Source organism: Caballeronia sp. PC1, from assembly GCF_021353155.1.
Taxonomy (GTDB): domain Bacteria; phylum Pseudomonadota; class Gammaproteobacteria; order Burkholderiales; family Burkholderiaceae; genus Caballeronia; species Caballeronia cordobensis.
Genome location: NZ_JAJUBH010000001.1, coordinates 275176 through 288282 on the forward strand (window position 1 = coordinate 275176; position 13107 = coordinate 288282).

The 13107-nt window shown below is 66.0% G+C and carries 13 protein-coding genes; 5 read left to right on the top strand and 8 right to left on the bottom strand.

Going from position 1 to position 13107, the window contains the following annotated elements; translation table 11 throughout:
• Nucleotide 1: 1 nt before the first annotated feature.
• The 6 genes from LY284_RS01300 to LY284_RS01325 all read right to left on the bottom strand — a co-directional run bounded on the left by LY284_RS01300 (nucleotide 2) and on the right by LY284_RS01325 (nucleotide 7586).
• Nucleotides 2-421, bottom strand: a complete 420-nt coding sequence (locus tag LY284_RS01300; RefSeq protein ID WP_050878366.1) for a GNAT family N-acetyltransferase — start codon at nucleotides 419-421, stop codon at nucleotides 2-4.
• Between the two features lie 68 nt (nucleotides 422-489).
• Nucleotides 490-765, bottom strand: coding sequence for a hypothetical protein (locus tag LY284_RS01305; protein ID WP_008342276.1), 276 nt, complete (start codon nucleotides 763-765; stop codon nucleotides 490-492).
• A 52-nt stretch (nucleotides 766-817) separates the two neighbouring features.
• Nucleotides 818-2125 (bottom strand): gephyrin-like molybdotransferase Glp, encoded by a 1308-nt coding sequence (gene glp, locus LY284_RS01310; protein WP_014191976.1) that lies wholly within the window; start codon nucleotides 2123-2125, stop codon nucleotides 818-820.
• A gap of 135 nt (nucleotides 2126-2260) precedes the next feature.
• The gene (mobA, locus tag LY284_RS01315) at nucleotides 2261-2881 is read right to left on the bottom strand and encodes a molybdenum cofactor guanylyltransferase MobA (protein ID WP_014191975.1); all 621 of its coding nucleotides are present in this window, start codon (nucleotides 2879-2881) and stop codon (nucleotides 2261-2263) included.
• 16 nt (nucleotides 2882-2897) lie between these two features.
• Nucleotides 2898-4004: a GTP 3',8-cyclase MoaA gene (gene moaA, locus LY284_RS01320; protein WP_014191974.1), complete on the bottom strand. Its 1107-nt coding sequence runs from the start codon at nucleotides 4002-4004 to the stop codon at nucleotides 2898-2900.
• Nucleotides 4005-4241: 237 nt separating this feature from the next.
• A complete protein-coding gene (locus LY284_RS01325) occupies nucleotides 4242-7586 on the bottom strand; it encodes an Rne/Rng family ribonuclease (protein ID WP_014191973.1) in 3345 nt (1114 codons plus the stop codon).
• A gap of 384 nt (nucleotides 7587-7970) precedes the next feature.
• Here LY284_RS01325 and LY284_RS01330 point away from each other — a divergent pair, with 384 nt between their 5' ends.
• Genes LY284_RS01330 through LY284_RS01350 form a run of 5 tightly spaced genes read left to right on the top strand, consistent with a single transcriptional unit; the run spans nucleotide 7971 to nucleotide 11525 of the window.
• Nucleotides 7971-8504 carry a hypothetical protein gene (locus LY284_RS01330; RefSeq protein WP_041730551.1) on the top strand — a complete coding sequence of 178 codons (534 nt, stop codon included), beginning with the start codon at nucleotides 7971-7973 and terminating at the stop codon, nucleotides 8502-8504.
• Nucleotides 8497-9495, top strand: coding sequence for a 23S rRNA pseudouridine(955/2504/2580) synthase RluC (rluC, locus tag LY284_RS01335; RefSeq protein ID WP_041730549.1), 999 nt, complete (start codon nucleotides 8497-8499; stop codon nucleotides 9493-9495). The genes LY284_RS01330 and rluC overlap by 8 nt, the downstream gene beginning before the upstream one ends.
• A complete protein-coding gene (locus LY284_RS01340) occupies nucleotides 9496-10155 on the top strand; it encodes an HAD-IA family hydrolase (RefSeq protein WP_014191971.1) in 660 nt (219 codons plus the stop codon).
• Nucleotides 10152-10535, top strand: coding sequence for a Rieske 2Fe-2S domain-containing protein (locus tag LY284_RS01345; RefSeq protein ID WP_014191970.1), 384 nt, complete (start codon nucleotides 10152-10154; stop codon nucleotides 10533-10535). The genes LY284_RS01340 and LY284_RS01345 overlap by 4 nt, the downstream gene beginning before the upstream one ends.
• A 27-nt stretch (nucleotides 10536-10562) precedes the next feature.
• Nucleotides 10563-11525: a S49 family peptidase gene (locus LY284_RS01350; RefSeq protein WP_014191969.1), complete on the top strand. Its 963-nt coding sequence runs from the start codon at nucleotides 10563-10565 to the stop codon at nucleotides 11523-11525.
• 3 nt (nucleotides 11526-11528) lie between these two features.
• Here the strand turns inward: LY284_RS01350 and LY284_RS01355 are convergent, their stop codons facing one another.
• Together LY284_RS01355 and LY284_RS01360 are read right to left on the bottom strand one after the other, a co-directional pair.
• A complete protein-coding gene (locus tag LY284_RS01355) occupies nucleotides 11529-12248 on the bottom strand; it encodes an SAM-dependent methyltransferase (RefSeq protein ID WP_014191968.1) in 720 nt (239 codons plus the stop codon).
• Nucleotides 12245-12862, bottom strand: a complete 618-nt coding sequence (locus tag LY284_RS01360; RefSeq protein ID WP_014191967.1) for a Maf-like protein — start codon at nucleotides 12860-12862, stop codon at nucleotides 12245-12247. The genes LY284_RS01355 and LY284_RS01360 overlap by 4 nt, the downstream gene beginning before the upstream one ends.
• Nucleotides 12863-13107 lie beyond the last annotated feature (245 nt).

A 13107-nucleotide genomic window follows, 5' to 3' on the forward strand; every position in this document is an offset into this window, starting at 1 on the left:
GTTACCGGGCGAGGCGTTCGAGCGGTTCGCCCGTCACGCGCACGATGCGCCAGTCGGGCAACACGGTCGCGCCCATCTTTTGGTAGAAGTCGATCGCGTTCTGATTCCAGTCGAGCACCGACCACTCGAAGCGGCCGCACTGGCGCTCGACCGCGAGCGCTGCGAGCTGCTTCAGCATCAGCGTGCCGAGGCCGCTGCCGCGCATCGACGGACGCACGTACAGGTCTTCGAGATAGAGGCCGCGCTTGCCGAGGAAGGTCGAGAAGTTCTGGAAGAAGAGGGCGTAGCTCACGATTTCGCCTTCGTGCTCCGCGACGAGCGCTTCAGCGGCGGGGCGCGCGCCGAAGAGCGCCTCATGCACGCCCGCTTCAGTCGCGATGAACAGATGCGTGAGCTTTTCGAACTCCGCGAGCTCGAACATCAGGCCGAAGATCGCGGGGACGTCGGCGGGCGTGGCCGCGCGAATCGTTGCGGCGCGGTTCGCGGCGCTCACGCTTCCTCCGGCGCGTCGGACAGCACGATCTCGATGCCGCCGAAACGCGACGCCACCCAGTTATAGGCGTGGCACGCGATCCACAGCAGGATGAAACCGAGAATCGCGTTCAGCAGCAGCGCGCTCGTGACGGTGCTCACTTCCACCGAGCCGTAGCGCACGAACGCGACCACCACGCCGAGCAGCACGATCGGCACGCTGAAAGTCAGATACACGAGGATCAGCGCCTTGGCGGTCTGTCCCGGTGCGATGAATGAAATCTGCTTTTTCATGGAAGAAAGCCCCGTCTATCGGTGTAGGAATGTATGGTCTGGCGGCGTTCGGTCAGATCAGGCCGTCGAACGGCACGATCTCGACTTCGTCGCCGGCGTCGATGTCGCCGCGCGCGTGCTCCAGCACGATGAAGCAATTCGCTTCGCTCATCGAACTGAGCACGCCGGAACCTTGCGGACCCGTGGTGACGACGCGCCAGCGGCCGTCGTCGCCGTCACGTGTGGCGATGCCGCGCTGGAACTCGGTGCGGCCCGCGCGCTTTTTCATCGGCTCGACGCTGGTCGCGCGAATCGCCGTGAGCGGCTGGCGCGCCGCGCCGGACATCGCCAGAAGCGCCTCGCGCACGATGAAGTAGAACGTGGCCATCACGGCAACCGGATTGCCCGGCAAGCCGAAGAACAGCGCCGATTCGCCCGTGCCAGCGCGCTCGCCCGACCACAGGCGGCCGAATGCGAGCGGCCGTCCGGGGCGCATCGCGATTTTCCAGAAGGCGACGTCGCCGAGCGAATTCATCAGCTCGCGGGTGAAGTCCGCATCGCCGACCGAGACGCCGCCCGAACTGATGACGACGTCCGCGCGTTCGGTCGCCTCGCGCAGCGCTTTTTCGAGCGACGCACGGTCGTCGCGGACGATGCCGAGATCGACGGTCTCGACGTTCAGCCGCTTCAGCATCGCGAAAAGCGTGTAGCGATTGCTGTCGTAAAGGCTGCCTGGGCTCAGCGTTTCGCCGACCGAGCGCAATTCGTCGCCCGTCGAAAAAAACGCGACGGTGAGGCGCTTGTGCACGGCCACTGCGCCGATGCCGAGCGACGCGAGCAAGCCGAGATCCGACGCGCGCACGATGCGGCCCGCGATCAGCGCGGGTTTGCCTTTCGCGAGATCTTCGCCCGACAGGCGGCGGTTCTGGCCGGCGCGAATCGCCGAGGTGGAGAAGCGGATCGCGTCGCCCTCGCGGGTGACGAGTTCCTGCGGCACGACCGTGTCGCAGCCCGGCGGAATCAGCGCGCCGGTCATGATGCGCACGCACTGGCCCGCGTGCAGGGCGGCATCGAACGGCTTTCCGGCGAGCGCCGTGCCCGCGACCGCCAGATCCAGCGTCGCGCCGCCGCCCGCGAGCGCCGCGCCGGCGAAGGCGTAGCCGTCCATGGCGGAATTATCGAAGGCGGGTACGTCGATGGGGGAGATCACGTCTTCGGCGAGCACGCGGCCAAGCGCGTCGTGCAAACCCACGCGCTCGGCCTGCGCGTTCCGCGTGCGCGGCACGGCCCATTGACGCACGATGTCTTGCGCAGCGGTAACGGGCAGCGCGTTCGGATCGTAATGGGCGACGCAGGCGGAGAATTCCTTGGACGTGGTCATGAATCGGCGTGGATCGCGGCCGGTGCCCGGCGAAGAAGCAGCCACGAGGCCGCGCGGTGGTTGAGCGTCCGGACGCCGGATGCCGTTACGGCGGATCGAGCGAACAGGCGGGTTGCAACGGTCGGACTACAGCAATCAATGGCGTTCGAGCTCGGCGAGTTGCTGTAAATCATTGATATTGTAAAACGGGCGTTCATCGTGAAATCGCACTTCGGCCGCCGTGTGGCGCGCGTACCACGCGCGGACTTTGCGCTCGCCGGCGTCGAGCCAGGCGTCGAGATCGTCCGCGAGAGCGGTGCGTAAAAGCGCGAAAACCGGATGCGCGCTGACCTCGCCGGAGGCATCGACCGTTGCGGCGTAGGCAATGTCGGCGCGCTTTGCGTCGAGCGCGTGCATCAACGCGGCGCCGAGGTGTTCGTCGACGAAAGGCGCGTCGCACGGCGCGATCAGCAGGAATTCGGTCGTCGCGGCATGCAGCGCGGCGGCGATGCCGGCGAGCGGGCCGGGAAAGTCCGCACGCGTGTCGGCGATGACGCGCGCGCCGAAGGCAGCGCCCAGGCGCGCGTAGTCGTCGAGGGAACGATTCGCGCTGATCAGCACGGCGGCTGCCTGAGGCGCGACGCGCCGCAGCACGTGCAGCGCCAGCGGCTCGCCGTGCAAAAGCTGCATGCCCTTGTCGACGCCGCCCATGCGCGAGCCGCGTCCGCCCGCAAGCACGAGCGCGGTGACATTCGAGGATGAATGGACGTTCAGCACGAGCGGCCCGCCCGGCTCAGCCGCCGATGTACGACATTTCGACGCGAGGCGAATCCTCGCGCGACGGCGCCGATGCGCTCCCGCGCAGTTGCGAATAGCGGTCGCCGCGCGCCTGCCAGATGCGTGCGATGGCGGTTGCGACTTCGTCGTCGCTCGCGCCGCTGCGGATCAGGCCGCGCAGATCATGACCGGATACCGCGAAGAGACACAGATACAGCTTGCCTTCCGTCGAGAGGCGCGCGCGGGTGCAATCGCCGCAGAAGGCGCGCGTCACGCTGGAAATCACGCCGATTTCGCCGCTGCCGTCGCGATAGCCCCAGCGTTGCGCCGTTTCGGCGGCGGTGTGCGCTTCGAGCGGGTCGAGCGGAAAATGCGCGCCGATGCGCTCGACGACCTGCGCCGACGGCAGCACTTCGCTCATGTTCCAGCCGTTCGACGCCCCCACATCCATGTATTCGATGAAACGCAGCACCGCGCCGCTGCCTTTGAAGTGGCGCGCCATCGGCACGATTTCCTGGTCGTTCGTGCCGCGCTTCACGACCATATTGATCTTGATCGGATCGAGCCCGGCGGCTTGCGCCGTTTCGATGCCGTCCAACACGTCCGCGACGGCGAAATCGGCGTCGTTCATGCGGCGAAAGAGCGCGTCGTCGAGTGCGTCGAGGCTGACCGTGACGCGCGAGAGGCCCGCGTCTCTCAGAGAACGCGCCTTGCGCGCGAGCAGCGAGCCGTTCGTCGTGAGCGTGAGGTCGAGCGGACGGCCTTCGGGCGTGCGCAAAAGCGCGAGCCGTTCGATCAGGAATTCGATGTTCTTGCGCAGAAGCGGCTCGCCGCCCGTGAGACGGATTTTTTCAACGCCATGCGCGACGAACACGCGCGCGAGCCGTTCAATTTCCTCGAACGAGAGCAGGGCGGCGTGCGGAAGAAACTGGTAGTCCTTGTCGAACACTTCGCGCGGCATGCAGTAGACGCAGCGGAAGTTGCAGCGATCCGTGACCGAGATGCGCAGGTCGCGCAGCGGGCGCGCGAGCGTGTCCGTGAGCAGCCCGGACGGCGACGTCGCGGTGCCGGCAAAGTCCGGTATCGAGCTGACATCGGCCAGGGGAATGATGCGTCGGGACATGATGACTCGGGGCTCGCCTCGGCCGCGATGGCCTTGTTCGATGGATGGTTGATTCATCCCATTTTAGCGGAACCGCGCCGTCCGGGCAGTAGGCCCCCCAGTGACACGGCGTCCCGGTTTTCCCGCAGTGTCATACGGTTTTGCCCGTGCAATAAAAAACGCCATCGATCCGAAAATCGATGGCGTTGACTGACTGCCGCCGGATCGCGCACGCGACCCGGCTTACGCACCTCGCGCTCAGTGGATGCTCTTGCCGGTTTCCACTTGCTGCATCGGCGTGGTGTCGGCCGGCGGAAGCGGCTTGCGCTCGCGCGGCACGCGCACCGGCGCCGGCTCGCGCGCGGCGGCTGCATTCGCTTCGCGCAGCTTGCCTTCGTCCGTGTTGACCCAGACGAGGCCCGCGCGCTCCAGCATCGGCTGAAGCGCGGCGACAGCGATCGGCGTCGCAGTCGCGGGCGCGGCGGGCGCAGCCGCCTTCACCGGCTCCGAAACCACGGCGACCGGTTCGCTGGCCGCGACGCTCGCTTGCGTTTCCACTTCCGCTTCCGTGCGCTCGACCGGCTTCACCGGCTCGACGGCGGTCGCTTCGGGCGTCGGCGCGACCGCGGCGGTTTTCACTGGCTCGGCGGGCTCGGCGGGTTCCGTCACGGCGACGGGTGCCGGTGCTTGCGCTTGCACGACAGGCTCGGCCGGCGCTTCGACGGCGGCAGGCTTCGGCTCTTCCGTCTTGACGGCGGGCACGAACGGGTCTGCCATCTGCGGCTCGGCGGTCTTCGGCGACGGGCCGAACGGATTCTCGACCTCGGGCGCCGGGGCGGGCTTCGCGAAGAGATCGAACGTCGTCGGCTCGGGCGTTTGCGCCTTCAGTTCGAACGGCTCGGCTTCGGCGGCACGCGCAACCGGCGCTTCTTCGGCGGCGGCGGGCGCTTCTGCTTGCGGCTTCGCTTCGACCGGCTCGGCGACGGGTTGAGCAACCGGCTGGGCAACCGGCTGAGCAACCGGTTGAGCAGCAGCTTCGACGGCAGGCTGCTCGGCCTCTTGCGGGACGGCAGGGCGCGTCTCGCGACGGGCCGCCGCTTCCTGCGCGGCTTCGGCGTCGAACACGCCGGCTTGCGCGGACACGCTTTCCGCTGCGCCTTCCGATTCAGCGACGTCGGCTGCGTGATTCACGGTCATGCCGTCTTCATCGCGATCGCGACGGCCGCCACGACGGCCACGGCGACGGCGACGGCGCTCTTCGCCATCGCGCGCGGCCGCTTGATCGGCGGATGCGGCGTCGAAGCCGGTCTGTTGCGCGTCGACGTCGACTTGCACCGTTTCGACGATCTCCGACGCCACGGTTTCGCTCTGGGTCAGCGCTTCGACGGCGGCTTCCGGTTGCGGCTTGCGGCGCTCGCCGCGTTCAGCGCGTTCCGGACGGTCGGCGCGCTCGCCTCGATCCGGACGCTCGCGGCGTTCCTGACGCTCGCCCGCCTCCGGACGCGCGGCGCGTTCCGCGTTGCGATCGCGCGGCTCACGTGCCTCGCGCGGTTCACGCGCTTCACGCGGCTCGCGTGCCTCACGCGGTTCCCGGGTTTCCCGCGGCTCGCGCGCTTCACGCGGTTCGCGGACCTCGCGCAGTTCACGGCCTTCCCGGCCGCCGCGCGCCTCGCGGTCTTCCCGACGCGCGCCTTGACGGCCCGCGCCATTGCCAGCCGGCGTCGCGCCGGCCGCTGCGCCTTCGCGCGGAGCGCCGCCGCTACGACGGTTACGGTTGCGATCGCCGCCGCCCGTGCGCTCGCCGCGCTCACGCTGCGGGCGCGTCGCCGGTTGCGCTTCGACGGGAGCCGGTGCGGGTTGCGCCGCCGGCTGAATGCCGAACAGATTCTTGATCCAGGCGATGAAACCGCCGCTCGCCGCCACCGGCGCCACAGCGGGCGCGGCCTCGACGGGCGCGGGCTTGACCGGCGCGCTCGGTGCGGGCTTTTCGGGCGTGATGCCCTTCACGGCCGCTTCCTGCTTCGGCTTCACTTCCTCGGTGCGCTTGCTGTAGCCGGTTTCCGATTCCAGCTCGCTCGCCGCTTCGACGGCCATCTTCCACGAGGCGCGCGGATCGTCCAGACGCGCATCGTCGTGACGCAGACGTTCCAGCTTGTAGTGCGGCGTTTCGAGATGCTTGTTCGGGATCAGAACGACGTTGACCTTGAAGCGCGACTCGATCTTGTTGATTTCCGAGCGCTTTTCGTTCAGCAGGAAGGCGGTCACTTCGACCGGCACCTGGCAATGGATCGCCGCGGTGTTTTCCTTCATCGCTTCTTCCTGAATGATCCGCAGCACTTGCAGCGCGGACGATTCGGTATCGCGGATATGGCCCGTGCCGTTGCAGCGCGGGCACGTCACGTGGCTGCCTTCCGAGAGCGCCGGACGCAGCCGCTGGCGCGACAGTTCCATCAGGCCAAAGCGCGAAATCTTGCCCATTTGTACGCGGGCGCGGTCGTGCTTGAGCGCGTCTTTCAGGCGCTGCTCGACTTCGCGCTGGCTCTTGGCCGATTCCATGTCGATGAAATCGATCACGATCAGGCCGCCCAGATCGCGCAGGCGAAGCTGGCGCGCGACTTCGTCGGCGGCTTCGAGATTGGTGCGCGTCGCGGTTTCTTCGATGTCCGCGCCCTTGGTCGCGCGCGCCGAGTTCACGTCGATGGCGACGAGCGCCTCGGTGTGATCGATCACGATCGCGCCGCCCGAGGGCAGCGGCACCGTGCGCGAGTACGCCGTTTCGATCTGGTGCTCGATCTGGAAGCGCGAGAAGAGCGGCACGTCGTCGTGATAGCGCTTCACCTTCGAGAGGTTGTCGGGCATCACGATATCCATGAAGGCGCGCGCCTGATCATGGATTTCGGTCGTGTCGATGAGGATTTCGCCGATATCCGGCTGGAAGTAGTCGCGAATCGCGCGGATGACGAGGCTCGATTCGAGATAAATCAGCATCGGCTGGCCGGCGACGCCACTCTGCGACGCGGCTTCGATCGCGCGCCACAATTGCATCAGGTAGTTCAGGTCCCACTGGAGCTCTTCCGCCGAACGGCCGATGCCCGCCGTGCGCGCGATGATGCTCATGCCTTCCGGCAGTTCGAGCTGCGCCATGGTTTCGCGCAGTTCCTGCCGCTCGTCGCCCTCGATGCGGCGCGACACGCCGCCGCCGCGCGGGTTGTTCGGCATCAGCACGAGGTAACGGCCGGCCAGCGAAATGAACGTGGTCAGCGCCGCGCCCTTGTTGCCGCGCTCTTCCTTCTCGACCTGAACGATGAGTTCCTGGCCTTCGCGCAGCGCATCCTGAATGCGCGCGGAGCGCATCTCGACGCCGTCGCGGAAATACTGGCGCGCGACTTCCTTGAACGGTAGGAAGCCGTGGCGATCTTCGCCGTAGTTGACGAAGCAGGCTTCGAGCGACGGCTCGATGCGGGTGACGACTCCCTTGTAGATGTTGCCTTTGCGCTGTTCGCGCCCGGCAGTTTCGATATCGATGTCGATGAGCTTCTGCCCATCGACGATGGCGACGCGCAATTCTTCTTGCTGCGTCGCGTTAAACAGCATGCGTTTCATGAAACGGCTCCAGAGCAGCTTTCGCTTCCCCTCGTCATGCGAATCGGCGTCGGTGATCGCGCATCGCGATCACGCGCTCGAAGCGGGAAGGTGGGCGTGCCACGCTTTTTTGTGTGTTGTCACAAAGCACGCTGGAGCGGGACTTCTGGCGGGAGAATTGCCGAAAGCAGGCGCGCGGCGAACGAGCCGGCCGCGCCGTGGGGCACATGCGAACAATCGAAAAGACGCCGACGCGATTGTCTGGCGCGACGGAGGATGAACGGCGGCGCCGCGGCGTCGCGCGTCTCAAATTTGACGCGCTAGACGCAAGGGCGCTCTTGCAACAGAGCCTGATTCCTCCCGACGGCAGCAGCAAAGCGGGGGCGGAAGCGCGCAGGCCGCGACATGCTCGCGGTGCTGCGCTACCGACCCTCAGCCTTGCGGCTCGACCGCGCCGGCTCGACCGCGGGCTTCTCAGCCGCCAGCGGTTCAACCGTGTCTCGTCTCGTTGCGACGCTTTGTTTCGTATCGCGCTTCGCAGCAATCAGCGCAGCAGCGATTCACGTCGTCGATGGTTCGCAATCCGGCGAGCCGCGACTTGCCTTTTTCTCCCGCTCGATGGCAGGGCAGATCGGGGCGGGCGTTTGGCTGGTTCGCCGGGCGCCGTCGCTTCTCGCCGAAAAAATTCTTTTTGACCAAAAATCCGTTACCGGCGGCGATCGACTCGACCGAACGCGCCTGTGGGCTCCGTCCTTGCCGGTGATATCGCCGTGCGTGCAACTCGTCGCTCTTCGATTTCAGGGTGAGCAACCGACCTTGGGCGCAAGTAAAATGATGGTTTATCGCTTGCACCTTTACAGTCTGACCAATCACGGCCGCCGCTTGATCGTAAGCTGCGACTTTTTCAGGCTGCTCGCAAATTATATTCAGAATGAATGAGTTAGGCAAAACATCCCATAAACAGGTCGCAAGCGAACAGGTATCGATGATCGAAGTCGACGAGACCGCCGCCGGTCAGCGAATCGATAATTTTCTGTTGCGCGTCTGCAAAGGCGTCCCGAAAAGCCATATTTACCGGATTCTGCGCAGCGGCGAAGTGCGCGTGAACAAAGGCCGCATCGACGCCGCGTATCGGCTTGCGCTGGGCGATCTCGTGCGCGTGCCGCCCATCCGCACCGCGCAGGCGGACGAAGCGCCGGTGTCGTCGAACGCGCCTGCCGCCGAATTCCCGATCCTGTTTGAGGACGACCATCTGATCGTCATCGACAAACCGTCCGGCGTCGCGGTGCACGGCGGCAGCGGCGTCGCGTTCGGCGTGATCGAGCAGCTTCGCAATGCGCGGCCGCACGCGAAATTCCTCGAATTGGTGCATCGGCTTGATCGCGAGACGTCCGGCGTGCTGATGCTCGCGAAAAAGCGTTCCGCGCTCGTCCATCTGCACGAGCAGATCCGCGAAAATCGCGTCGACAAGCGGTATTACGCGGTCGGACACGGCGATTGGCAGAGCGATTGGGGCCGCCGGCGCGCGGTGAAAGCGCCGCTGCACAAGTACGTGGCGGCGGATGGCGAGCGGCGCGTGCGCATTCAGGAAAACGGGCTGCCGTCGCATACGGTCTTCAATTTGATCGAGCGCTGGCGCGACTATGTGTGGGTCGAGGCGGAACTGAAGACGGGCCGCACGCATCAGATTCGCGTGCATATGGCGAGCATCGGCCTGCCGATCGCGGGCGACGCCAAATACGGCGATTTCGCGTTGAACAAGGAACTCGCGCGGCCGAGCGCGAAACCGTCGCTCAAGCGCATGTTTTTGCATGCTTACCGGCTGAAAATCACGCATCCGGCGACGGGCGAGCCGTTGCAACTGGAAGCGCCGCTGCCGGCGGAATGCCGGCGCTTCATCGAGCAACTCAAAAACCAAGAGACATCGTAAATGGCGCGGCAGCAATTCGATTTGATCGTTTTCGACTGGGACGGCACGCTGATGGATTCGACCGTCCACATCACGCGCAGCATTCAGGCCGCGTGCCGCGACCTCGGGCTGCCGGTGCCGGCGGATGAATCCGCGAGCTACGTGATCGGCCTCGGCCTGAAGGACGCACTGCAGATCTGCGCGCCGACGCTCGATCCGTCCGAGTATCCGCGGCTGGCCGAGCGTTATCGCTTCCATTTTCTGACCACCGGCCAGAAAACCGAGCTTTTCCACGGCGTGCGCGAACTGCTTCAGGAACTGCGCGATCTCGGCTATTTTCTCGCGGTTGCGACCGGCAAGAGCCGCGTGGGGCTGAATCGCGCGCTCGACGAATCGCGGCTCACGAGCCTTTTCGACAGCACGCGCTGCGCCGACGAAACCTTCTCGAAGCCGCATCCCGCGATGCTCCAGGAACTGACGCGCGAGCTCGGACAGGATCTCGCGCGCACGGTGATGATCGGCGACACCACGCACGACCTGCAAATGGCGATCAACGCCGGCGCGGCGGGCATCGGCGTCGGATACGGCGCGCATCCGGCGGATTCGCTCGCGGCGCTCGGGCCGCAGTTCTGCGCGGACAGCGTCGCTTCGCTCGCCGGCTGGTTGCGGGAGCACGCATGAGCGAAGCGGCCAATGCGGTGCGCGTGTGCGCATCGGACGAACTCGTCGACGGCGGCGCGGGCGTGCGTCTCGCGGCGGCGGAGGCGAGCGGCGAGGCCGTCGTGTTTTTCGTGCGCTACGACGGCAAGCCGTACGGCTATCTGAACCGCTGCGCGCACGTGCCGATGGAGCTCGACTGGAACGAGGGCCAGTTCTTCGAAAGCTCGGGCCTATACTTGATGTGCGCTACGCACGGGGCGATCTACGAGCCCGACAGCGGCAAATGCGTCGGCGGCCCATGCCGCGGCGCGCGGCTTCGGGCCGTGTCGGTCGAAGAGCGCGACACGCCGGAAGGGCGCGCGGTCTTCTGGCTGCCCGACGACGCGTTGCGACCCGCCTGATTCCCTTCCCCTCACACCGACCAACGCATGTCCGACAATTTTCCGCCGAGCGGCAACGACAACTGGGAGCGCGAGGCGCTCGAACGCATCGCGCTCGCCGCGATCCGCGAGCAGCGCGCCGCGCGGCGCTGGCGCATCTTCTTCCGCTTCGTGTTTCTCGCGGTGATCGCGCTGATTGCATGGGGCGTGTTCGATTTCACCGGCGACCGCGCCGCGAAGGCCGGCAAGCACACGGCGCTCATCGATCTGCAAGGCGAGATCGCCGCGAACAGCGATGCGAGCGCCGACAACGTCGACGCCGCGCTGCAGAGCGCGTTCGAGGACGAGAACACGGCGGGCGTGATCCTGCGCATCAATAGCCCGGGCGGCAGTCCGGTGCAGGCGGGCATCATCAACGGGGAAATCCGGCGGCTGCGCGCGAAATATCCGAAAACGCCGCTCTACGTCGTCGTCGACGACATGTGCGCGTCGGGCGGCTATTACGTCGCCGCGGCGGCGGACAAGATTTACGTCGATCGCGCGAGCATCGTCGGCTCGATCGGCGTGCTGATGGACGGCTTCGGCTTCACGGGCCTGATGGACAAGCTCGGCATCCAGCGCCGCATGCACACGTCGGGCGCGAACAAGGGCGCGTTCGATCCGTTCTCGCCCGAATCGCCCGCGATGAACGCGCACGCGCAGGACATGCTCGATCAGATCCACACGCAGTTCATCGACGCGGTGAAGCTCGGGCGCGGCAAACGTCTGAAGGATGATCCGGAACTCTTCTCCGGCATGTTCTGGACCGGCGAGAAAAGCGTCGAACTCGGTCTTGCCGATGGCTTCGGCGACGCCAGCTATGTCGCGCGCGAAGTCATCAAGCAGCCGGATATCGTCGATTACACGCAGAAGGAAAGCATCAGCGAGCGCGTGGTGCGGCGCTTCGGCGCATCGGTCGGCGACGCCGCCGTGCGCGCGCTCACGCTCGGCGGCAAGCTCCAGTTGCGCTGATCGCTACGACGCCAGCAGCAGGAAAATCGCCGGACGCTTGTGCAGTTCCGGCGCGGCCTGCTTTTTCCAGTCCGCCGCCGTGCGCGTGACGATGGTTTCGCCCGGCAGCGTCAGATCGACGGCGACGCAAATCAGCGTGGACGGCGCGCAAGTCGCGATGAGCGTGTCGAGCATCGCCTTGTTGCGATAGGGCGTCTCGATGAAAATCTGCGTCTGATTGGCCTTGCGCGACAATTGCTCCAGCTCGCGCAGGCGCTTGCCGCGCTCGGCGGCATCGACCGGCAGATAGCCGTTGAACGCGAAGCTCTGTCCGTTCATGCCCGATGCCATCAGCGCGAGCAGAATCGAGCTCGGCCCGACGAAGGGCACCACTTTCACGCCTTTCTGATGCGCGCGCCGCACGAGCAGCGCGCCGGGATCGGCGACAGCGGGGCAGCCGGCTTCGGAAACAAGCCCGGCGTCGGAGCCGGCGAGAATCGGCGCGAGCAGCTTGTCGATTTCAGCGGGCGGCGTGTTCACGTTCAGTTCGCGCACCTCGATTTCCTGAATCGGCCGTTCGGTGCCCACTTTCTTGAGGAAAGCGCGCGTGGTTTTCGCGTTCTCGCCGATGTAATACGCAAGCGCGGCGGCTTGCGCGCGCACCGGCTCGGGCAGGACGTGCGCGAGCGCGGCGGCGTCGCCCTCGCCGAGCGTGTTCGGGATCAGATACAGAACGCCGCTCATGCCGCCCCCAGAACCGGATAGCCGGCGTTCGCGAGCATGCCGGTCAGCGCGATGAGCGGCAGACCGATGAGCGCCGTGGGATCGTCGGATTCGATGGCTTCCAGAAGCGCGATGCCGAGCCCTTCGGCTTTCGCGCTGCCCGCGCAGTCATACGGCGTTTCGGCACGCAGATAGGCTTCGATCTGCGCGTCCGAATAGCGGCGAAAACGCACGCGCGTGACGATGTCGGCGGATTGCGCGTCGCCCGTGCGGCTGTCGTAGAGACACAGCGCGCTGTGGAATTCCACGTTGCGGCCGCGCATCGCCTGAAGTTGTGCGAAGGCTTTCTCGTGCGTGCCGGGCTTGCCGATCTGCTCGCCGTCGAAGGTTGCGACCTGATCGGAGCCGATCACGAGGGCCGCCGCGCCGTCGCCGATGCGCCCGGCCGCCGCGCGCGCCTTGGCGATCGAGAGCCGGACGGCGGTGGCTTCGGGCGTTTCGCCGGCGAGCGGCGTTTCATCGATATCGGGCGTGACGACGTCGAAAGGAATGCGCAGGCGTTCCAGCAATCCGCGCCGGTAGGGCGAGCTGGACGCGAGAATCAGGCGCGGCGGCGTATTTGAGGCGTCGGACATGAAATGAATCAGTAGGAATAGGGTAAAAACGACAGAGTGTGGGCCGGCTCTTAAGTATTTGACTCGAAAGAACAAAGCCGATATGATTTTGGGCTTTTCATCGGTACGTGTGCCCGCAGAGTCCGCCTGCAAAGCGCGAGAACCGATCAACCGGTGCAGGGCAGTAGCGGGAGCATAGAGCAGAAGCCAGACAGCGCGGCAGAGCACGAATGCCCGCTCAATGCAAATTCGGGCAAGCCACGCCT